The sequence below is a fragment of the Cobetia sp. 29-18-1 genome (genome assembly GCF_029846405.1).
In the GTDB taxonomy this organism is placed as follows: domain Bacteria; phylum Pseudomonadota; class Gammaproteobacteria; order Pseudomonadales; family Halomonadaceae; genus Cobetia; species Cobetia amphilecti.
Window position 1 is genome coordinate 195,204 of sequence record NZ_JARWKS010000005.1, and the last position, 22,213, is coordinate 217,416.

The window sequence follows — 22,213 nt, forward strand, 5'->3', positions numbered from 1 at the left end:
GCCGGTCGCGACAGACCGTTTGCCATCAGGTCATCACAGCCCCTGGCGGGCCTTGCTCATCGCGCTTCACCGATCTACAGGATGCCAGATCATGCACAGCCTCTATTCACCGCTGGATTTCGGACTCGACGAGACACACACCCTGCTGCGTGAGCAGGTCAACGCCTTTGCCCGCGACGAGATCGCCCCGCGCGCCGCCGAGATCGATGCCAGCAATGCCTTCCCCGATGACCTGTGGCAGAAGTTCGGCGACATGGGCCTGCTCGGCATCACCGTGCCGGACGAGGACGGCGGCAGCGGCATGGGCTATCTGGCGCACTGCATCGCGATGGAAGAGATCTCGCGCGCCAGCGCCTCGGTGGCGCTCTCCTACGGCGCGCATTCCAACCTGTGCGTGAACCAGATCAAGCTCAACGGCACTGCCGAGCAGAAGGCACGTTATCTGCCGAAACTGATGAGCGGCGAGCATGTCGGCGCGCTGGCGATGTCCGAACCCGGCGCCGGCTCTGATGTGGTCTCGATGCAGCTCAAGGCCGAGCTGCGTGGCGATCACTACGTGCTCAACGGCAACAAGATGTGGATCACCAACGGCCCGGATGCCCACACCCTGGTGGTCTACGCGAAGACCGACCCGGACGCCGGCTCCAAGGGCATCACCGCCTTCATCATCGAGCGCGACTTCCCCGGTTTCTCCACCGCCCAGAAGCTCGACAAGCTCGGCATGCGCGGCTCCAACACCTGCGAACTGGTCTTCCAGGACTGCCAGGTGCCGGTCGAGAACGTGCTGGGTGAGGTCAATCGTGGCGTCAAGGTGCTGATGCGCGGGCTCGATTTCGAGCGCACCGTACTGGCCGCCGGCCCCATCGGCATCATGCAGGCCTGCATGGATATCGTGGTGCCCTACCTGCATGAGCGCCGCCAGTTCGGCCAGGCCATCGGTGAATTCCAGCTGGTGCAGGGCAAGGTCGCCGACATGTACACCACCCTCAATGCCTGTCGCGCCTATCAGTATGCGGTCGCCAATGCCTGTGATCGCGGCCAGACCTCACGCAAGGACGCCGCGGGCGTCATTCTCTACTGCGCCGAGAAGGCCACCCAGATGGCGCTGGATGCCATCCAGCTGCTCGGCGGCAATGGCTACATCAACGAGTACGCCACCGGGCGCCTGCTGCGAGACGCCAAGCTTTACGAGATCGGCGCCGGCACCAGCGAGATCCGCCGCATGCTGATCGGGCGTGAACTGTTCAACGAGAGTGCCTGATACCTCTCGTCATCCCCTACTCTTTTTCGCAACCCTTCGCCGCTGGAGCTTGCTCGATGGCCATACTGACCTCCCTGATCAATCCGCGCAGTGACCAGTTCCGCGCCAATGAAGCGGCGATGCAGGCCGAGGTCGATCGCCTGCACCAGCTGCTGGAGACCGTCGCGGCCGGTGGCGGCGACAAGGCGCGTGAACGTCACGAGTCGCGCGGCAAGCTGTTCGTGCGCGAACGCATCGACCACCTGATCGATGAAGGCTCGCCCTTCCTCGAACTCTCTGCGCTGGCGGCCCACGACGTCTACGACAGCCCTGTCCCCGGCGCGGGCCTGGTCACCGGCATCGGCCGCGTCAGCGGCGTGGAGTGCGTCATCGTCGCCAACGACGCCACCGTCAAGGGCGGCACCTACTTCCCGATGACGGCCAAGAAGCATCTGCGTGCCCAGGAAATCGCCCGCAAGCATCGCCTGCCCTGTCTCTATCTGGTCGATTCCGGTGGCGCGCATCTGCCCCACCAGGACGAGGTCTTCCCGGACCGCGACCACTTCGGCCGCATCTTCTACAACCAGGCCACGCTGTCTGCCGAGGGTATCCCGCAGATCGCCGTGGTGATGGGTTCATGCACCGCAGGCGGCGCCTATGTGCCGGCGATGGCGGACGAATCCATCATCGTGCGCGAGCAAGGCACCATCTTCCTGGCGGGGCCGCCGCTGGTGAAGGCCGCCACCGGTGAGGACATCAGCGCCGAGGCACTGGGCGGCGCCGAGGTGCACTGCAAGATCAGCGGCGTGGCCGACCATCTGGCCGACAACGACGCCCATGCCCTGCAGCTGGCTCGCCGCGCCGTGTCGCGCCTCAACTGGCAACGCAAGGGCCAGCTCGCGCTGCGCGAATCGCGTCCACCACGCCTGGACCCGCAGGAGCTCTACGGCATCGTCGGCACCGATCTCAAGAAACCCTACGACGTGCGCGAAGTGATCGGCCGCCTGGTGGATGACTCGGACTTCGACGAGTTCAAGCGCGAGTACGGCGAGACGCTGGTCACCGGCTTCGCGCATCTGCATGGCCATCCGGTCGGCATCCTCGCCAACAATGGCGTGCTGTTCTCGGAAAGCGCCCTCAAGGGCGCGCATTTCATCGAGCTGTGCACCCAGCGCCGGATTCCACTGATCTTTCTGCAGAACATCACCGGTTTCATGGTCGGCTCGCGCTACGAGCACGAAGGCATCGCCAAGCACGGCGCCAAGTTGGTGGCGGCGGTGGCCTGCGCCAGGGTACCCAAGTTCACGGTGCTGATCGGTGGCAGTTTCGGCGCGGGCAACTACGGCATGTGCGGGCGCGCCTATGACCCCAACCTGCTGTTCATGTGGCCCAACTCACGCATCTCGGTGATGGGCGGCGAGCAGGCCGCCAACGTGCTGGCACAGGTCAAGCGCGACCAGCATGCCCGCGAGGGGCGCGAGTGGCCCGCCGAGGAAGAGGAGGCCTTCAAGGCACCGGTGCGCGAGCAGTACGAGCGTCAGGGCCATCCGACCTACGCCAGTGCGCGCCTGTGGGATGACGGCGTGATCGACCCGCTGCAGACCCGCGACATCCTCGGTCTGTCACTGGCCGCGGCCATGAATGCCGAGATCGAGGACAGTCGCTTCGGTGTGCTTCGCATGTAACCCGTCAAGCGCCACAACAATGATTGTGACCTGCACTGAATAGTGATAGTCATCTTTAAGCTAACAGAATGGAAGAAAGCACGATGACAGAGCCTCGCCAATCGAGTCGACTCGAGATAGATCAACACGGCGTCGCCCGCCTCACTCTGCTGCGCCCCGAGGTGCACAACGCCTTCGATGACCTGCTGATTGCGGAGCTGAATCAGCATCTGGAGAGCCTGCACGCCAGGGCGAGCCGCGACGAGGTGCGTGTGGTGGTGCTGGCCTCAGAGGGCAAGAGCTTCTCGGCCGGCGCCGATCTCAAGTGGATGCAGCGCATGGTCGAGTATTCGCTGGAAGATAACCTTGCCGACTCACGCGAGCTTGCGCGACTGATGCAGCTGCTCGATGAGCTGCCCTGCCCCAGCGTGGGTCGTGTCCAGGGCGCCACCTTCGGCGGTGCCGTCGGCCTGGTGGCCTGCTGCGACATCGTGATTGCCGCCGAGCGGGCGCGCTTCTGTCTCTCCGAAGTGCGCATCGGCCTGGCACCGGCTGCCATCAGTCCCTACGTGCAGCGCGCCATCGGCTCACGCCAGATGCGCCGGTATGCCCTCAGCGCCGAGGTGATCGACAGTGCCACCGCGCAGCGCATCGGCCTGGTCCACGAGACCTGCCCCGATGAGCTGCTGGAGGCGCGCGTCACGGAGATGGTGCAGACCCTGCTGGCCACCTCGCCTGCCGCCAGTCGCGCCACCAAGGCGCTGCTCAGCGAGGTGGCTCAGGCACCTGCCAGCGCCGCGACCCGTGAACGCTGCTGCGAGGTGATCAGCCAGCTGCGCGTCAGCGAACAGGGCCAGGCCGGTCTGGCCGCCTTCTTCGCCGGCACGCCGGCGCCCTGGGTGCCGACCGAGAACCAAACAACCGAGACGTCGAAGCCCACATGAACGCCAGAGGCTTGAAGCCGCTGGCGGCATGTCGACGCTCTCGGCGCTGGTCTTCAATCTGGGCCATCCACCTCGGCCATCCACCTCGGCCATGCCTGCCGGATTTTTTCTCAAGAGCTTTTCTCCTCCTGATTCCCCTAGCCACCTTCGCCACAGGACGCTTGCCATGAACGCCAACCGCGAGACAGACCAGACCCTCCCCGCCGGTTGCGGCGAGATCCGCAAGCTGCTGGTCGCCAACCGGGGCGAGATCGCCGTACGCGTGATGCGCACCGCTCGCGCGATGGGCATCCAGACAGTGGCGGTCTACTCCGATGCCGACGCCGATGCCCTGCATGTGCGCGAGGCCGACGAGGCCGTGCGTCTCGGCCCCGCCAGCGCCCGCGAAAGCTATCTGGATATCAAAAAGGTGATCGCTGCCGCACGCAAAAGCGGTGCCGATGCCGTGCATCCCGGCTATGGCTTCCTGTCCGAGAACGCCGCCTTCGTCAGCGCGCTGGCCGAGGCCGGCATCATCTTCGTTGGCCCGCCCCAGAGCGCGATCGCCGACATGGGCGACAAGTCGGCCGCCAAGATGCGCATGCAGGCGGCCAATGTGCCGCTGGTGCCCGGCTACCATGGCGATGACCAGCAGGACGATTTGCTGCAGGCTGAAGCGGACCGCATGGGCTATCCGGTGCTGATCAAGGCCTGCGCCGGCGGTGGCGGCAAGGGCATGCGCGTGGTCGAGAGCGCACAGGAATTTGCGGCGGCGCTGGCCAGCTGTCGCCGTGAATCCCGCGCCGCCTTCGGTGACGAGCGCATGCTGATCGAGAAATACCTGACCCAGCCGCGCCACGTCGAAGTCCAGGTGTTCTGCGACAGCTACGGCAGCGGTGTCTATCTGTTCGAGCGCGATTGCAGTGTCCAGCGTCGCCACCAGAAGGTGCTGGAAGAGGCCCCCGCGCCGGGGCTGACGCCGTCGCTGCGCCGTGAGATGGGCGAGGCCGCCGTGCGGGCAGCGCGCGAGATCGGCTATGTCGGTGCCGGCACCATCGAGTTTCTGCTCGACGCACCGCAGCCGGGCAGCGAAAGCCACGGCGCCTTCTACTTCATGGAGATGAACACCCGCCTGCAGGTCGAGCACCCGGTCACCGAGATGATCACCGGCGAAGACCTCGTCGAATGGCAACTGCGCATCGCGCGGGGCGAACGCCTGCCGCGCCAGCAGGATGAGCTGACGTTGACCGGCCACAGCTTCGAGGCGCGTCTCTACGCCGAAGACCCGGACAACGACTTCCTGCCCGCCACCGGTGTGCTGGAACGCTTCCGGCTGGATCTGGCAGGGGGCGGGTTGACCGCCCGGCAGGTACGCCTGGACAGCGGCGTCGCCGAGGGCGATGAAGTCTCGATGCATTACGACCCGATGCTGGCCAAGCTGATCAGCTACGGGCCGACTCGCGAACAGGCGCTCGAGACAATGCTGCGCGCACTGGCAGCGCTGGAAGTGCGCGGCGTCACCACCAACCGCGCCTTCCTGTCCCGCCTGGCTGGCCATGCTGACTTCCGCGCCGCCGAGCTGGATACCCGCTTCATCGAGCGTCATCACGACAGCCTGTTCCCCAGCGCGACGCTGGACCATGACAGTCTCGCGGCCAGTGCCCTGCTGGCGCTCTCGCGCCTGAATGAGCAAGCCAGCCACGCATCACCTTCGCGCTCCACATCACATTCGCGCCAGCCCTGCGCCGGCCCGTGGGAGCGCCGCGATGGCTGGCGCAATGGCCTGCCACACCAGGTGCGCCTGGCGCTGTGTCTGCCCGCTGACGCCGATACCGATGAGCGCAGCGACAAGGTGGCGCATATCATCGCGCGCCGCCCCGTAACACATGCCTCCCTGGCGAATACGCACACCTCAGATACGCCACCGATGAGCGACTCGCGCGGCGACTGGCAACTGGAAGTGACCACTCACTGCGGCGATGAAAGACAGACTACAAGGCATCTCGGCCGACTCACTCGCCTTGAAGGCAACGCCATCGCCGTGACGCTGGATGGCTATCGTCGCCGCTTCCAGGCCAGTCACGCGCCGGCCCGCGGCGGTGAAGTGCTGGTGCTGTCGTCAGCGCAGCACAGCCAGTCCGGCAGCACTCCACAGGGGGAGTCACGCCTGCTGTGGCGACGTGCCGATGCCGTGGACCACGCGCGCCACGAGACCCAGGCGACCCTGAATGCGCCGATGAATGGCACCGTGGTCGCCCAGCTGGTCGCGCCGGGCGGCCATGTCCCGCAGGGCACGCCCCTGATGGTGATGGAGGCGATGAAGATGGAGCACACTCTCAATGCCCCTGCCGATGGCGAGGTCGCCCAGTTCCACTTCTCGGCCGGTGACAGCGTGGTCCAGGGCGATGTGCTGCTCGAATTCACGGCCGCGCAGGTCGAGTCGGACAAGGAGTAGTCAGCATGCACTTTCCCCGCAAGGTACGCATCGTCGAGGTGGGTGCGCGCGACGGACTGCAGAACGAGTCAGTGCCCGTCGCGACCGCCACCAAGCTTGAGTTGATCCGGCGCCTGAGCGACAGCGGTCTTGCGCATGTCGAGGCCGCCAGCTTCGTCTCGCCCAGGTGGGTGCCGCAGATGGCCGATCACCGCGAGATCATGCTGGCGCTGCGCGACAGCTCCGCCGAGTCACCAACTACCAAGTCAACAACCGCCAAGTCAGCGACCACTTACTCCGCCCTCACGCCCAACATGAAGGGGCTTGAGGCGGCGCTTGAGTGTGGTGTGCGCGAGGTGGCCGTGTTCGGCTCGGCCAGCGAGTCCTTCTCGCAGCGCAACATCAACTGCTCGATCGCCGAATCGCTTGAGCGCTTTGCGCCAGTGGTGGAACACGCCCTCAAGGCCGGTGTGCGTGTGCGCGGCTATGTGTCCTGCGTGCTCGGCTGCCCCTATGAAGGCGAGATAGCCCCCGCCGAGGTGGCCGCCGTCGCTCGCGAGCTCAAGGCCATGGGCTGCTACGAGGTCTCGCTGGGCGACACCATCGGCGTCGGCACGCCGCTCAAGGCCAAGCACATGCTGGAGCAGGTCAGTCGCGAGGTGCCGATCACGCAGCTCGCCGCCCACTTCCACGACACCTACGGCCAGGCACTCGCCAACCTCTACGCCGTGCTGGAAGAAGGCATAGCGGTGATCGACAGCTCCGTGGCAGGTCTGGGCGGCTGCCCCTACGCCAAGGGCGCCTCGGGCAATGTCGCCAGTGAAGACGTGCTCTATCTGCTTGAGGGCATGGGCATCGAGACGGGGGTGGATCTGGCAGCGCTGGCCCGCACTGGTGACTGGATCAGCCGCACGCTTGGGCGGCCGAATGGCTCACGCGTCGGTCAGGCGCTGATGGCCAGTGGCTGAGGACGAGTGGCTTGAGGCGCTGCCAAGAGAGGCCACAATGGCGCGCGCTGATTGCGACCAAGGGCCGCACTGGATGGTCGCTGTCATGGAATCGGTGTAGGCTTGCCGCCGTTCGCGCACCGCTTGAGCCCGATGCGCGCCTTCCAACACCATGTCTCTGCCTGAATCTTCGCCCGTCTTGTGAGCGGGTGAAGCGCGAGACAGCTTTCAGGACACCGTGATGAGCGCCCTCCCGAACTGCCCGGCCTGCAATTCCGAATTCACCTACGACGATGGCATGCAGTACGTCTGCCCTGAATGTGCCCATGAGTGGTCCAAGGAAGCCGCCGTCGAGGAAGCCGGCCCGGTATTCCGCGATGCCAACGGCAACGAGCTGGTCGATGGCGATACCGTCACCGTCATCAAGGACCTGAAGATCAAGGGCACCTCCTCCGTCGTCAAGGTCGGCACCAAGGTCAAGAACATCCGCCTGGTGGATGGCGATCACGACATCGACTGCAAGATCGATGGCGTCGGCCCGATGAAGCTCAAGTCGATCTTCGTCAAGAAAGCCTGATCGATCCGCTCGCCTGACACGACGATGCCCCGCCTGCGCTCTGTGCGCGACGGGGCATCGTCGTTTGCGGACTGTCGTTTTCGGACTATCGTTTCCAGCCCGCCATTTCCGGCTTGCCGAGGCGCCTTGTTCAGTCCGCTTTGGCTAGCCCTGGCCCGCGCCAATACGCTCCAGTCCTCTCAAGCCCGCTCCAGCCCACCACCCCAGCAAGTGCTCACTCACTCCTCAGGCGACGTCTTGTCGAGCGGCGTGACCTTGGACAGGCGTATGCGGCGCTGACCGCCGACCTCGAATTCAAAGCGGCCACTCACCTGGACCTCGCGCCCGATATAGGCACCGATGCGCTCCGGTGGCAGCAGTTCCAAGCGCTGCTGTCCTTCGCCTTCCAGCCAATAGCGGTTGGGCACGTCTTCGCTGCGCACCCTGCCCTGCACGGCCACCTGCTCGCCCTGCCAGGCCTCGGAGTGTTCCAGCAGCGTCGCCACGCTGGTAGGGCGCGGGCCATTGACGCCATCGCATCCCGTTGTGGCCATCAGCATCACCGCCACGGCCACCATCGCCAGCCAGTGTTGCATCCCCTTGTTCATCTTCATTCCTCGCGCGACTGATACTTCATCGGGAGCTACCCGCTCGCTCATTCACTCGCTTGCGGCTTGAGGGGACTCGGGCAACGGCCCGGCAGTCGAGTTCCTCGCCCCTCGCATCGAATGGCGATATCTCGTGGTCACCCAGACGCACCTGACGCCTGACGTGGACTCATGCACAGTCTGACAGCTGCCACGCGAGGCGATAACTCCCTGACCAATAGAATCAGCCATCAGGATCAGTCCTCAACGCAGGCCGTGAGGCGCCGCGCCACTCGCCAGCCCCATCACGACTCTGAGGCCTGTCATGCTGAGGCATGGGCGCCGCGCGCGCATCTGCAGCACCGCCCTTGTCTCGCGCGCCAACCGCACCTATATCATTGCCCGCAGGGGCACACCGCGCCATCGACGAGGCATGTGTGAAGCGCTTCGTCACATCGCCCTGCCGGCACCTCATCAGGAGAATGACATGAAGACAGCCAAGGTGGCCTATATCACCGGCGGTGCTCAAGGCATCGGCCGCGGCATCAGCGACTACCTGCTCGCCCACGGCTGGCGCGTGGCCGTGGCGGATATCGATGCCGAGGCAGGCCAGCAATATCGAGAGATGAAGAAGCGACAGGCGAGCGGGCTCGCAGAGGAGCCTGCAGAGCCGTCGGGGGAGCAGCCCGCAGAAGACATCGGCGAGCGATTGCGCGTCTTCACGCTGGATGTGCGTGACGAGAAATCCGTGGCCGCCAGCATCGCGGCTACCTGCGAGGCCTTCGGGCGGCTGGACGCGGTGATCAACAATGCCGCGATCGCCGATCCCTTCCAGGGCAAGCTTGAGGAGCTGTCACTCGAGCGCTGGCACCAGGTACTCGACACCAGCCTGACCAGCAGCTTCCTGACCGCCAAGCATGCGGCGCGTCATCTGCGCGAGACTGGCGGCAGCATCGTCAATCTGGCCTCCAGCCGCGCGCTGCAGTCCGAGCCGCACAGCGAAGCCTACGCCGCCAGCAAGGGCGGCATCGTCGCCCTCACCCACGCCATGGCGATGAGTCTGGGGCCGGAGATTCGCGTCAATGCCATCAGCCCGGGCTGGATCGACGTCAGCGCCCTGCAGAAAAGCGGCGAGGCCGAGTCGCTGAGTGACGAAGACCACGCCCAGCACCCCGTCGGGCGCGTCGGCCATGTCGATGACATCGCCGCGCTGGTGGCCTTCCTGATCTCGGACAAGGCCGGCTTCATCACCGGCCAGAATCATGTCGTCGATGGCGGCATGACGCGCAAGATGGTTTACGTCGACTGATACGACAAGGCGGACTGAGACGACAACGCCTGACGCGATTGCACGTCAGGCGTTGTCAGTTCTTGAGCTGCGTCCGGGTTTCCCTGAACGCTCAACTGCGGACTTGTCTTGAGCGGGCCGTGGTCACACCGCGTGCGGTGCCAGCCACTGCTTGAGCTGACCGGCCTGCATCACGCCTGATTCGCGCGCCAGCTCCTTGCCCTGCTTAATCACCAGCAGCGTCGGAATGCTGCGGATGCCGAAACGACCGGCCAGCGCCTGCTGGGCTTCGGTGTCGATCTTGGCGAAACGCACACGGGTGCCCATCTGCGCGGCGACTTCATTGAAGATCGGCCCCATCATCTTGCACGGGCCACACCAGCTGGCCCAGAAGTCGATGACCACCGGCATTTCACTGCGCACCACCAGAGCCTCGAAGTTGTCGCTGGTCAGTTCCAGCGGCTCCTTGGGCAGTACGGCGGCGCTGCACTTGCCGCAGCTGGGGTTGTCATCCAGACGCGCGGTGGCCACACGATTGAGAGCGAGACATTGCGGACAGGCCAGCACGAGGGATTCAGACATGATCGGACTCCAGAGAAATGGGGATGCGGCGCGCCACGTGACGGTCAACCGTCAGATGCGTACCGATAAGCGCAGATCATACGACTCGTGGGCCAGGAAGCAATTGAGCCACCTTATCGCCCTGATTGGCTGGCTGTATGAGCCCGCCTGATCTGAACGAACTGAACGAATTGAACGCCCCCCTGCCCTCAACCTGAAGGGCCCCGCCAGTCACGGCGGGGCCCTTCGCGCTTTAGCACACCCAAGCGTCGCTCAGATGCTGGCCAGCCCGAACTTGATGCACAGCGTCACCAGCACCAGCAGGAAGAGGGTTTCCACCACCATCAGTATCACCGGCTTCCAGCCCACCACCGCCAGCTTCTGGAACGACGTCTTGACGCCCAGCGCGGCAATCGCCGCCACCAGACACCAGCGCGACAGATCAGTGAAGCCTTCCACGGCGACGCTTGGCACCCAGCCGAGGCTGTTGATCAACACCAGTGCCACGAAGGCGATCAGGAAGGTGGGGAACATCGGCACCTTGCCGCCCTCATCGCCATTGGCCTGGCGCGCACTGCGGAACAGCAGCATGAAGACCATCACCGCCGGCACCAGCATCGCCACCCGCAGCAGCTTGACGAAAGTCGAGACGTCCCCGGTGTGCTCGGAGATGATATAGCCCGCGCCCACCACCTGAGCCACGTCATGGATGGTGCCGCCGAGGAAGATGCCAGCCTCGGCATCATCCAGCCCCAGCAACCTGACGATCAGCGGATAGGTGATCATCGCCACGGTCGAGAGGGTCGTCACCCCGACCACGGTCATGATGGTGTGGCGCTCGCTGGTGGCGTTGCGCGGCATCACCGCCGACAGCGCCAGTGCCGCCGAGGCACCGCAGATGGCCACCGAGCCGCCGGTCAATAGCCCCATGTCGCGGTCCAGCCCCATCACGCGGGCCAGCAGCGCGCCGAACAGGATGGTCGCCACCACCCCGAGCACCACCGTGATCACCGGGCCGAGGCCGAGACTCGCGACCTGCTCCAGCGTGATGCGCACGCCCAGCAGGGCCACGCCAAGGCGCAGTACCGTCTTGGAGGCGAACTCGATGCCCGCCTTGCACGGCCCCTCCTCGGAGAGAAAGTGCAGCGACATGCCGAACAGCAGCGCATAGAGCAGCGTCGGGCCGCCGTAATGATCGGCGATGAAGGTGGTCGCCAGCGCGATGATGATGCAGATCAACAGGCCCGGCATGATGGTGCGCACGCACCCTTCCAGGGTCCGCCACAGGCTGGTGGGCGGGGTGGGTGTGTCGTGCAGTGATGAACTGTTGTCAGTGGCCACGCGGATTCCTCTTGAAGACCAGCAAGCGGTGACGGGCAAGCTGCCCCGCCGCGATGTGTCGTTCAGGCACGCAGGCCTGCTAGCTGGCCTGGGCCATGTTCACCTGGGCGGCCTTGATCATGTCGGCGGCCTTCTCGGCGATCATGATGGTCGGCGCATTGGTATTGCCGGACACGATCACCGGCATGATCGAGGCATCCACCACGCGCAAGCCGTGCAGGCCATGGACACGCAGCTCGTCATCCACCACCGCCAGCGCATCGTGGCCCATCTTGCAGGTGCCCGCCGGGTGATAGATGGTCTGGCTGAACTGACGCGCGGCTTCCAGCAACTCCTCATCGCTCTGGTAGTGCGCGCCCGGCACGTACTCCTCGCTGATCACCGAGGCCAGCGGCGCTGCCTGGGCGATACGCCGCGCCACCTTGATGGCATCGACCACCACGCGGCGGTCTTCCTCGGCACTGAGATAGTTGGGCTGGATGGAAGGATAGATGCTGGCGTCGGCGCTGGTGATGCGCACCTGGCCGCGACTGTGCGGGCGCAGCTGACACACCGAGGACGTGAACGCCGAGAACGGATGCACGCCATCGGCGGGCTTGTCGGCACTCAACGGCTGCATGTGGAACTGGATGTCGGGGCGCGTCAGCCCCTCGCGCGACTGGGTAAAGGCGCACACCTGACTGGCTGCCAGCGTCAGCGGGCCGGTACGCGTGAAGAGGTACTGGGTGCCGACCGCCAGCTTCTTGAGCGGATGACGTACCTCGTCATTGAGGGTGCGGCACTGGGTCTTGAACACCAGCCGTACCTGCAGATGGTCCTGCAGGTTTTCCCCGACCCCCGGCAGCGCGTGCAGGCATTCGACGCCGACACTGGCCAGATGCTCGGGCTCACCGATACCGGAGCACTGCAGAATCTGCGGGCTGCCGATGGCGCCGCTGGACAGCAGCACCTCGCGCTCGGCGCGTGCCGTGTGGATCGTGCCCTTCACCTCGTACTCCACTCCTACCGCACGCTTGCCTTCCAGCAACACGCGGCGACAGTGCGCATGCTTGACCAGCGTCAGATTGCTGCGCGTGAGCGCCGGGCGCAGGAAAGCCCTGGCCGTGCTGCAGCGCAGGCCCTTGTAGGTGGTCTGCTGGAAATAGCCGACCCCTTCCTGGCGCTCGCCATTGACGTCCTGGTTGAGCGGAATCCCCGCCTCCACCGCCGCCTCGATGAAGCGCTCGGCGATCTCGCGCTTGAGGCGCAGGTCAGAGACATGCAGCGGCCCATCGGTGCCGTGCCATTGGTTGGCGCCGCGCGCCTGACACTCCGACTTGCGGAAGTACGGCAGCACTGACGCGTAGTCCCAGCCCTGATTGCCCGCGGCCGCCCAGTCGTCGTAATCCTCGTGCTGGCCACGGATATACAGCAGCCCATTGAGCGAGCTGGAACCGCCCAGCACCTTGCCCCGCGGCCACTGCAGCCGGCGACCATTGATGCCCTTGTCAGGGTCGGTGAGATAGCACCAGTCGGTGGCCGGGTTATGCATCGTCTTGAAGTAGCCCACCGGCACATGAATCCACGGATTCCAGTCCGAGCCGCCGGCCTCCAGCAGCAAGACCTTGATGGAGGGGTCTTCGGTTAGACGATTGGCTAGCACGCAACCGGCTGAACCCGCTCCGATCACGATGTAGTCATAGGCGGCTGATGCGTCGGCATTGGCGTAACGTGTTGTTTTCATTATTTTATATACCATATCGAGACATATTGTCTCATAATCATGGTATCAAAAATTGGATTCGTCAAATACGAAACGTATTGTCTCAATATCTTTGCCAAAGCTGAAAAAGTGCCCTACATTGAGATTTGAAACGCCGGTAACGGTACTTTTCGTCTCGTTATACGACCAACTATGTAATACGAACTAGCGAGAACGACACAGACCGCCATCAATGGCAGTCACCAGAGAGGCCAGAAGCAGGGCTCATGGGCTCTGGAGACATGATTGAGGAGAGTTTGAAGAGGGAGTGGAGAGAATTTGAAGAGACTTTGGAGTGGTTTTGGAGAGGCTTTGAAGAAATAGCGGATATGTCTGACAAGCGCCCCAGCACGCTCTGAACAGACACTCTCTGAAGAGACATGCTCTGAAAAAACACTCTCTGAAGAGACATGCTCAGAAAAGACACTCGCTGAACAGACACACTCTGAACAGGCACTGCGAAAACGCCTGACAAATAAAGACGGGCAAATCAGGACAGCAAATAAGGAAGGATAAACAATCACTTGGCTAAAGAAGTGATCAACGAACGGCTTGCCAGACAAGCAGCGGAAGCAAGCCCCGCACCGCAAGACCCATAACAACGCCAACACAGGGCGAGTGATACGACATCACTTCCCGGCCGCCAGGCCTGCATCCCACCACAAAAGCAAACACAATACCGGGAGCACTACCATGCCATCGCCACTCAGCAAGCTGTCACGCCGTGACTTCCTCGACATCTCGGGTCGCTTCGGTCTGACCTCGACCCTGCTGGCCGCCACCGGCCTCGGCGCAGGTCTCACCGCGTCCACGCTGGCGCGCGCCGCCGACCAGGAGCAGCAGAAACGCTACAAGACAGCGCCCAAGTTCCAGCTGCGCTTCGGTGCCTCGGGCTTCAATGAGCGCAATCTCGATATCCAGAAATCCGGTCAGCTGTTCTTCGCGCGCGACCTGGAAGAGCGCACCAACGGCGCCATCCGCGTCGAGTTCATGGGCAGCAACGAGGTCTGCAACCAGCTGGACTGCGTCGGCAAGACCCAGCAGGGCATCGTCGATATCTACTCGGCCTCCACCCAGAATTCCTCGGGCAGCGCGCCGTATCTGAACGTGCTGGATTTCGCCTACCTGTTCCCCACCGTCGCCTCGATGTTCCACTTCTTCTATCACAAGAAGAGTGAGCAGCTGCTGCGCGAACCGCTGCGCCAGCGCCACAACCTGCAGTTCCTGTTCACCCACTGTGACCTGCGCGGCATCATGCTCGGCCTCAAGTGGCAGGACAAACCGCTGGTCACCAGCATCGATGACCTCAAGGGCACCAAGAATCGCGTCACCGGCACCCAGATGGGCCGCATCGCGATGGAGCAGCTGGGCCTGAACCCGGTGCCGGTCGCCTGGGAAGAGACCCTCGATGGCCTGCGTCAGGGCCTGCTGGATGGCGCCGAGACCTGGATGAGCGCCGTGGCCTACGCCGGCATGGCACCAGTGGTGTCCCAGGCGGTCGACCTGCGCTTCTTCGCCGGCACCGAGCACACCGGCATGAGCCTGCCCAAGTTCGACAGCCTCGGTTCCGAGCTGCAGGACCAGGTGATGGAGTCCGCCTACTGCGCGCAGATCTTCACCCAGGGCATGAACGAGGCCGGGCGCTTCGAGATCGTCGGTGCCACCGAGCACCCCGCCGCCGGCACCGTCTTCGCCGAGAACAACGTGCGCGTGGCGCCGCTGTCGGACGCCGAACGCTCACGCGCGGAGCAGATGTGCTCGCCGGAATTCAATCCCGAGCCGTGGGAGCAGTGGCGCGAACGCCTCAACAAGTGGTCCGGCGGTCTCGACATCTATCAGGAAATCCATGATGTCGCGCGCGAGATTCCGCGTGATGTCGCCGCCGTCAACGTCAAGCCGCAGCGCTGGTGGAGGGGGTAATGGGCGATACCACCATCTTCAGCCAACCGACCAAGAAACCTGCCCTCAAGAAGGCCGCGCCCTGGGCGCGTCCCTTCCTGTGGCTGGACGCCCACCTGGAACAGGTCGTCATCCTGATCGCCTATTCCGGCATGGCCGGCATCATCTTCGTCGAAGTCATCCGGCGCTTCTTCTTCGGCCTGCAGGCCCCCTGGAGCACCAGCATTCCCGTGCTGCTGTTCCTGTGGCTGACCTGGTTCGGGGCCTCGCTCAACGTCAAGAAGCGCACCCACCTGAGCCTCAACGAGATCCGCATGAAGCTGCCGCGCGGTGGCCAGTTCGCCTGCCTGATCCTCGATGCCGTGCTGTGGATCGGCTTCGGGCTGATGGTGATCTACTTCACCACCACCCAGGTGACGCTGGCCTACGACAACTACGCCATCGTGCCGGGCACCGACAACGTCATGCAGTGGTGGTTCTACCTCGCCACGCCGCTGGCGTGGGTGATGATCATCTATCGCGTACTGCAGAACCTCTACGCCGACTGGGCGCGCTATCGCCGCGGCGATTCCTTCAACCTGCAACCGTCCATCATGGACTGAGGAGGTCAGCATGACAGACGGTATCTGGATCTCCCTGATCACGGCGGGCGTGACCGCCTTCTTCCTGCTCGGCGTGCCCATCTTCCTCGTCATCGGCCTGTGGGTGGTCGGCACCAGTCTGGTGATCGACTTCACGTTGGCCAATGTCGGCGTCACCCTCTTCCAGGGCCTGAGCTTCTTCGGCCTGCTGGCGTTGCCGCTGTTCATCCTCACGGGGGACCTGATCAACGCGGCGGGCATCGCCAAGCGACTCTCCGACTTCGCCTACTCGACGCTGAGCTGGATGCGCGGCGGGATGGGCATGTCGACCCTCGGCGCCTGTGGGCTGTTCGCGGCGATTTCCGGCTCCAACGCCGGCACCACCGCCACCATCGGTTCGATCATGCAGCCCGAGATGGTCAAGAACGGCTATGACGAACGCTTCGCCGCCGCCACGGCGGCCTCCGGCGGCACCGTGGGCATCATCATTCCGCCCAGCATCATCTTCATCGTCTACGGCTTCATGATGAACCTGTCGATCAGTGACCTGTTCATCGCCGGCATGGTGCCGGGCGCCCTGATGGTGGTCGCGATGATGGGCGCCTGCTATCTGGTGGCGCGCAAGAATGGCTGGGGCCAGCTGCAGCCCTTCAAGGCCGGTGTCAGCGCCAGACTGGCGCGCAAGGCCTATCTGGGCTTCGCGACCATCGGCGTGGTGGTCTACGGCATCTACTCGGGCAAGTTCTCGCCGACCGAAGCCGCCGCCATCACCGTGGGATTCACCATGATCGCGGGGCTGTTGATCACCCGCGAGATCAGCCTCAGGAAGCTGCCGACCATCATGCTGCGCTCAGGCCAGATCGCCGGCATGCTGGCACCGCTGATCGCCATCTCGGTGGTCATGCAGCAGCTGCTGTCGGTGTTGGGTGCCGGTCAGGCGCTGAGCGAGATGCTCAGCGGCATCGACAACTACTACCTGACGCTGGGCACCTGCATGCTGATCATCCTGCTGGCGGGCATGATTCTGGAAAGCCTGCCGGTGACGATCATCCTGGCGCCGATTCTCGCGCCCATCGCCCAGCAGGCCGGGGTCGATCCGATCCACTTCTCGGTCATCTTCCTGGTCGGTGCCGCCATCGGCTTCGTCACGCCACCCTTCGGGCTCAACCTGTACGTGGCCAGCAGCATCACCGGCATCTCCTACGTCAGACTGGTGAAATACGTGATTCCCTATTTCATCGCGCTGATCGCCTGCTGGCTGGCCATCTGCCTGGTGCCTTCCCTTTCCCTGTTCCTGGTAAACCTGTAACACTAGCCTCATCGACAGCCCCGCGAGGGGCTGTCTTCGTCTCATCAGGGCAGCCTTCGCCAAGGGGCCCACTGCCGTGATGAATCGATGCACTGACGCCTTGCCACCCTGCCCCTGTCGGCCCCGGTCACCCCGAGTGACATGTGCCCGACAGCAGGATGAGGACACTAGATGAGCAAAGACACGCCCACCAATTCGACGCTCTTTCGCGCACTCGGCCTGCTGGAAGAAATCGTCACCACCCAGCACGCCGTCAGCGCCGCCGACCTCGAGAAGCGCTTCGACATCCCCAAGCCGACCGTCCATCGCCTGCTCAAGCAACTGGAAGAACAGCAGCTGATCAGCCGTGATCTGGATGGCCGTCACCTGCTGCCCGGCCCGCGCTTTCGGCGCATGTCGCTGGGCGCACTGGCCAATGAGGGCCTCAAGGTGCCGCGCCGTGTCCTGCTGGAACGGCTGGCAAAGGAAGTCGGCGAGACCTGCAACCTGACGCTGCTCGATGGCCACGAGGTGATGTATTACGACCGCGTGGAAACCAACTGGCCAGTGCGCATCCAGCTGGCGCCCGGCTCACGCCTGCCGCTGCACTGCACCGCGAGCGGCAAGCTGTTTCTGGCGCTGATGCCGCTGCATCGCCGCCGCGCCCTGCTCGCCCATCTGGCGCTGGAAGCGCACACGCCCTGCACCCTGACCTCGCGGGCCACGCTGGAAGAGGCGCTCGACACCGTGGCGCGCAACCAGCTGAGTACCGATGATGAGGAGTTCATCCAGGGCATGGTCGCCATCGCGGTGCCGGTCTTCGATGAGGTCGGCCAGATCCAGGCGACATTGGCGATCCACGCGCCGCGCCTGCGCCACTCCATCGACTCCCTCTTGGAGTGGGCACCGCTGATGCGCCAGATCGCCACTGAGCTGGAAGGCACGCTCTGAGGCGTGCGCCCTGTGCGCACATGCCTCAAGAGGCAATCCCGTCCAGCCCCGTGTGACACCTGAGCCACGCTGACGATGGGCCATGATCCAAAACGCTCGCCCCCGCAGACAGTGATTGTCTGCGGGGGCGAGCGTTTTTCATGTGCCAACTTGCTGAGTACCGCTATCCCTCAAGCGTCTCTCTCCTGTGGTCAGGGCGTCGGTACCACCACCACCGGAATGCTGGCGCGCTTGATCACCCCCTTGGTGACCTTGCCCGCATAGGAGGCCACGAAGCCGCGCTTGTTGGTGGCCATGATGATCATGTCGCAGTCATGGCGCGTGGCGTAGCGGATGATCTCCGAGGCCGGATAGCCCTCCACCACATTCAGTCCGGCGATCACCGGCCGCGGGTCGCCGTTGTCATGAGTGCTCCAGAAGTCCTCCAGCATCTTTTCCAGACTCTCCTTGGCCTGATCGAGCCGCTGCTGCATCAGGCCCTCCAGCGTCGGCTTGTGGCGGATGTTGACCTTGAGAGTGTTCATCACGTCATCCGACAATGACTTGACGGTATGCAGCACATGCAGCTCGGCGCCCGTCGCACCCGCCAACCACACCGAGCGCGCCAGTACCCGCTCGCAGTCTCCGCGCAGGCCTACACAACACAGAATTCGTTTGACTGCCGGCATCGTCCTTCTCCTCGTTCATTGCAGGGCTAGCGTTCAGATGGCGCTTCAGTAACCCATCACCCTGGGTAGCCACAGCGAGATTTCAGGCACATAGGCGATCAGGAAGATGGCCGCCACCGAGCCCGCCGCGAACGGTAATGCCTTCAGGGAAATCTCCTCGATGGAGGCCCCGCCTATCCCCGAGGCCACGAAGAGGTTCTCCCCCAATGGCGGCGTCTGGAAGCCGATGGCCAAGGCGCAGACCACCACGATGCCGACGTGCACCGGGTCCATCCCCAGCATGTACATGATCGGCAGCAGCACCGGGGTGAGAATCATGATCGCGGCCAGCGTCTCCATGAACATGCCGACGAACAGCAGGAAGAAGATGATCATCGCCCAGATCAGGTAGAGGTTATCGGTCATCGCCAGCATGCCCTCGGCGATATGCGCCGGCACGCGTTGCTCGACCAGCAACCGCCCGAAGACCGTCGCCGTGAACAGGATCAGCAGCACGCGACCGGTGATCCAGGTGGTGGTCTCCAGGGTACGCAGCGTCGGCTTCCACTTGAGTTCCTTGTGCAGGAAGATGCCGACGATCAGGGTGTAGACGATGGCGACGATGGCGGATTCGGTCGGCGTGAAGAGGCCGCTGTAGATACCGCCCAGGATGATGAAGGGCGCCAGCATCGACCAGACGCCCTTCTTCAAGGTGGCGCGAATATGGGGCCACGACCAGCTGTTGGTCAGCCCGCGATAGCCGCGTTTCTTCGAGATCACGTAGTTGATCATCAGCAGGAAGCCGGCGATCACCACGCCGGGCATGACGCCGGCGATGAACAGTTTCGGGATGGACAGGGTCTGGAAATCCCCGTGCATGGCCACCGCTTCGGGCGGCGGCTGCAGGCCCATGCCGGAAATCCCGAAGATCACCATCGGGATCGACGGTGGAATCACCACCCCCAGCCCACCGGAAGAGGCCGTGATCGCCGAGGCATAGCCACGGTCGTAGCCGCGCTTGGCCATCGCCGGAATCATCAGCATGCCGACCGCCGCCGTGGTGGCAGGTCCCGAGCCGGAAATCGCACCGAAGAACATGCAGGCAAATACCGTGGCGGCGGCGAGCCCCCCAGTTACCGGTCCGGCGAAGGCCTCGGCGATATCGACCAGCCGTCGCGAGATGCCGGCGGCCTCCATCAGCGCCCCGGCCAGAATGAAGGCCGGCAAGGCCATCAGCGGGAAGGAACCCACCGAGGTAAAGGCGATCTGCACGAACGCCATCGGGTTTTCATCGATGCTCAGATAGGTCGCCAGCGCCGCGACACCCAGCGAGACGGTGATCGGTGCACCCAGCACCAGCAGCAGGAAGAAGACGCCAAACAGGATGTAGATGATGGTGGAATCGATCATGACTTGCCGCCCTCCTGTCTGTCACTGAGCTGTGCGTCGCTGGCCTGTGGATCAGTGGCCTGGCCGTCACCGCCCTGCTTCAATTCCTCCATTGCCTGGGAATCCGGGTCCACGATGTCTTCCTTGCGCACGAACTTGAGATAATTGGTCTGGATGATGCGCACCGTCATGGCGGTAAAGGCCAGCGGCAGAATCAGATAGAAGTACTTCATCGGCACACCCAGCGTCTGTGACTTCCAGAACAGATTCATCTTGTTGAACACGAAGTCGTAGCTGTAATAGATGAACACCGCATTGAAGGCGATCCAGATGATATCGGTCAGCACACCGCAGAGGGTTTCCACCCAACGCGGCAGGAATCGAAACTGGAAGGTCACGCGGTTATGCGCCGACATGCGTGTGGCGTAGACGGCGCCTAGATAGGCAAACCACACGAAGGCATAGGTCGCCAACTCGTCTCCCCAGGGAATCGAGTAGCTGAAAAGGTTACGCAGCATGATCTGCGTGAAGAGAATGATGACGAACACCACCAGCAGGAACTGGCAGAGATAGTTCTCGATATTATCCAGAAACTTCAACAATACCCGCATGGATACACATCCCCCGACATCGCCAGCGATGACCACTTGACGCCACGTTTCCCCTGCCAGCGATCACATGTCGACGACATGCTCCTGGCATGCTCATGACAGGTGCCGGCAGGCAGGGGAATCCGGGCGGGCCTTGAAAGCCTCAGCCGTTCAGGAGGTCATCAGGGCGCGCTGGACGGATCACGTCCGAGGGTCTCGAGCACCTCGACCAGCTTGTCGCGGCCGCCGATGCTGTCGTAGAAGTCCGGCCAGATGCTGGAGGCCTTGGCGATCCATTCCTTCTCGTCATTGGCGGGCTGGGTGATGGTCATGCCGTGCTCTTCCACCAGTGATTTCTTGATGGAATCCTCGGTGGCCAGCAGATAGTCGTAGCTGTGCGAAGTCGCCTCTTCACCGGCGGCCAGCACCAGTTGCTGATTCTCTTCGCTGAGGCTCTGGAAGGTGCCTTCGCCCATGATCAGCGGTTCCATCGAGAACACGTAACAGCTGTCGGTGACGTGGTTCTGCACCTCATAGAACTTCATGGCATCGATGGTGATGTAGGGATTGTCCTGACCATCGACGACACCCTGTTGCAGGGCAGTGAAGGTCTCGGACCACGCCAGCGGGTTGGGGTTGACGCCCCAGGACTGGTAGGAGGAGATCATGATCTCGTTCTTGGGCACGCGAATGACCATGCCTTCCAGGTCTTCCGGTGAGGCGACCGCCTGCTTGGAATTGGTCAGACGACGACAGCCGGAATAGGCCCAGCCCAGAATGCGGATACCGGAATCGCGCAGGGTATTCTCGCGCAGCTCATCGCCGATCTTGCCTTGCGTCAGCGCCTTGGCATCGTCCGGGCCGTGGATGACATACGGCAGGGTCAGCACGCCGACGGTCGGCGAGAATGGCGTCAGGTTGTTGATCGCCACCACGGACAGGTCAACGAGCCCCATGCTGGCGTTGTTGACGGTATCCTGCTCGCTGCCCAGCTGGCCGTTGGGGAACAGGTCCACCTTGATGTCGCCGCCGGATTTCTCTTCCACCAGGCTTGCGAAGGTCTTGCCCAGTTCATACTGGGTACCGCCGGCCGCATCGCCGAGGGCCATCTTCCAGGTCGCGGCATTGGCGCCGGCGGCCATGCTCAGGCTCGCGGCAGCCACCGCGACGGCCAGCGAGGATTTGAAGGCACTGGTGCGAGATACACTGGTGCGAGATACGCCAGTGCGAGTCAGCAAGCGGAGGTCTGAAAGGGTCTGTGTCGAGTCGATCATCTTGTCTGTCCCGTCGTTATTGTTGTTGCGGGCTCCTGACGGCTGCGCGTGATAGCGAGCGGGGTACTGCACCTCATATCGTCAATGACCTGGCGTCTGCACCACTATCCTGCAGCGCCTCATGTCATTCACGATTGCCATCACCTGCTCATCTACAGCCCCAGGAAAGGGAGTGTGAAGTCGCGTCGTGCTTGAACTGTGCTTTCGTTGTACCTGCCAGATCACTTTCTCCCCGTGCGCCATTCCTCGATAGAACCAGTCCGTCGGCATCGATGGGGCCAGTCCCGGCTGGCTATTGCTCTCCCGACAGGG

General features: G+C 63.6%; 19 protein-coding genes. 11 read left to right on the forward strand and 8 right to left on the reverse strand.

What is annotated here, in order from left to right; all coding sequences use genetic code 11:
- Positions 1–91: 91 nt before the first annotated feature.
- From QD208_RS05975 to QD208_RS06000, 6 genes are all read left to right on the forward strand, one after another.
- Positions 92–1,261 (forward strand): isovaleryl-CoA dehydrogenase, encoded by a 1,170-nt coding sequence (locus tag QD208_RS05975; protein WP_279836159.1) that lies wholly within the window; start codon positions 92–94, stop codon positions 1,259–1,261.
- Positions 1,262–1,317: 56 nt separating this feature from the next.
- Positions 1,318–2,925 carry a carboxyl transferase domain-containing protein gene (locus tag QD208_RS05980; RefSeq protein WP_054555514.1) on the forward strand — a complete coding sequence of 536 codons (1,608 nt, stop codon included), beginning with the start codon at positions 1,318–1,320 and terminating at the stop codon, positions 2,923–2,925.
- Positions 2,926–3,008: 83 nt separating this feature from the next.
- A complete protein-coding gene (locus QD208_RS05985; RefSeq protein WP_279836161.1) occupies positions 3,009–3,848 on the forward strand; it encodes an enoyl-CoA hydratase-related protein in 840 nt (279 codons plus the stop codon).
- Positions 3,849–4,014: 166 nt separating this feature from the next.
- A complete protein-coding gene (locus QD208_RS05990) occupies positions 4,015–6,282 on the forward strand; it encodes an acetyl/propionyl/methylcrotonyl-CoA carboxylase subunit alpha (protein WP_279836164.1) in 2,268 nt (755 codons plus the stop codon).
- A 5-nt stretch (positions 6,283–6,287) separates the two neighbouring features.
- Positions 6,288–7,229, forward strand: coding sequence for a hydroxymethylglutaryl-CoA lyase (locus QD208_RS05995; RefSeq protein WP_279836166.1), 942 nt, complete (start codon positions 6,288–6,290; stop codon positions 7,227–7,229).
- Between the two features lie 220 nt (positions 7,230–7,449).
- On the forward strand, positions 7,450–7,785 hold the full coding sequence (locus tag QD208_RS06000) for a zinc ribbon domain-containing protein YjdM (protein ID WP_043331342.1): 336 nt from the start codon (positions 7,450–7,452) through the stop codon (positions 7,783–7,785).
- 218 nt (positions 7,786–8,003) lie between these two features.
- On the opposite strand, the gene QD208_RS06005 is transcribed toward QD208_RS06000, so the two are convergent.
- Entirely contained in the window at positions 8,004–8,372 is a 369-nt protein-coding gene (locus QD208_RS06005) for a hypothetical protein (protein ID WP_043331343.1), read from the reverse strand.
- A gap of 466 nt (positions 8,373–8,838) precedes the next feature.
- Between QD208_RS06005 and QD208_RS06010 the strand changes: the two genes are divergently transcribed.
- Positions 8,839–9,660, forward strand: coding sequence for an SDR family oxidoreductase (locus QD208_RS06010; protein WP_279836169.1), 822 nt, complete (start codon positions 8,839–8,841; stop codon positions 9,658–9,660).
- A 123-nt stretch (positions 9,661–9,783) separates the two neighbouring features.
- Here QD208_RS06010 and trxC read toward each other — a convergent pair whose 3' ends face one another.
- The 3 genes from trxC to QD208_RS06025 all read right to left on the reverse strand — a co-directional run bounded on the left by trxC (position 9,784) and on the right by QD208_RS06025 (position 13,264).
- Positions 9,784–10,221 carry a thioredoxin TrxC gene (gene trxC / locus QD208_RS06015; RefSeq protein ID WP_279836171.1) on the reverse strand — a complete coding sequence of 146 codons (438 nt, stop codon included), beginning with the start codon at positions 10,219–10,221 and terminating at the stop codon, positions 9,784–9,786.
- 252 nt (positions 10,222–10,473) lie between these two features.
- Positions 10,474–11,541 (reverse strand): YeiH family protein, encoded by a 1,068-nt coding sequence (locus QD208_RS06020; RefSeq protein ID WP_279836173.1) that lies wholly within the window; start codon positions 11,539–11,541, stop codon positions 10,474–10,476.
- A 79-nt stretch (positions 11,542–11,620) separates the two neighbouring features.
- The gene (locus QD208_RS06025; RefSeq protein WP_153636308.1) at positions 11,621–13,264 is read right to left on the reverse strand and encodes a choline dehydrogenase; all 1,644 of its coding nucleotides are present in this window, start codon (positions 13,262–13,264) and stop codon (positions 11,621–11,623) included.
- A gap of 711 nt (positions 13,265–13,975) precedes the next feature.
- Between QD208_RS06025 and dctP the strand changes: the two genes are divergently transcribed.
- The 4 genes from dctP to QD208_RS06045 all read left to right on the forward strand — a co-directional run bounded on the left by dctP (position 13,976) and on the right by QD208_RS06045 (position 18,001).
- Positions 13,976–15,202 carry a TRAP transporter substrate-binding protein DctP gene (gene dctP / locus QD208_RS06030; protein WP_172978708.1) on the forward strand — a complete coding sequence of 409 codons (1,227 nt, stop codon included), beginning with the start codon at positions 13,976–13,978 and terminating at the stop codon, positions 15,200–15,202.
- Positions 15,202–15,783 (forward strand): TRAP transporter small permease, encoded by a 582-nt coding sequence (locus tag QD208_RS06035; RefSeq protein WP_082388272.1) that lies wholly within the window; start codon positions 15,202–15,204, stop codon positions 15,781–15,783. Before dctP ends, QD208_RS06035 begins: the two co-directional genes overlap by 1 nt.
- A gap of 10 nt (positions 15,784–15,793) precedes the next feature.
- Positions 15,794–17,071, forward strand: coding sequence for a TRAP transporter large permease (locus QD208_RS06040; RefSeq protein ID WP_054555518.1), 1,278 nt, complete (start codon positions 15,794–15,796; stop codon positions 17,069–17,071).
- Positions 17,072–17,242: 171 nt separating this feature from the next.
- Entirely contained in the window at positions 17,243–18,001 is a 759-nt protein-coding gene (locus tag QD208_RS06045; RefSeq protein WP_043331346.1) for an IclR family transcriptional regulator, read from the forward strand.
- Positions 18,002–18,192: 191 nt separating this feature from the next.
- On the opposite strand, the gene QD208_RS06050 is transcribed toward QD208_RS06045, so the two are convergent.
- The 4 genes from QD208_RS06050 to QD208_RS06065 all read right to left on the reverse strand — a co-directional run bounded on the left by QD208_RS06050 (position 18,193) and on the right by QD208_RS06065 (position 21,901).
- Positions 18,193–18,669, reverse strand: a complete 477-nt coding sequence (locus QD208_RS06050; protein ID WP_043331347.1) for a universal stress protein — start codon at positions 18,667–18,669, stop codon at positions 18,193–18,195.
- 45 nt (positions 18,670–18,714) lie between these two features.
- Positions 18,715–20,058: a TRAP transporter large permease gene (locus QD208_RS06055; protein ID WP_197738683.1), complete on the reverse strand. Its 1,344-nt coding sequence runs from the start codon at positions 20,056–20,058 to the stop codon at positions 18,715–18,717.
- The gene (locus QD208_RS06060; protein ID WP_279836180.1) at positions 20,055–20,648 is read right to left on the reverse strand and encodes a TRAP transporter small permease; all 594 of its coding nucleotides are present in this window, start codon (positions 20,646–20,648) and stop codon (positions 20,055–20,057) included. The genes QD208_RS06055 and QD208_RS06060 overlap by 4 nt, the downstream gene beginning before the upstream one ends.
- A gap of 161 nt (positions 20,649–20,809) precedes the next feature.
- The gene (locus tag QD208_RS06065; RefSeq protein ID WP_279836181.1) at positions 20,810–21,901 is read right to left on the reverse strand and encodes a TRAP transporter substrate-binding protein; all 1,092 of its coding nucleotides are present in this window, start codon (positions 21,899–21,901) and stop codon (positions 20,810–20,812) included.
- Positions 21,902–22,213 lie beyond the last annotated feature (312 nt).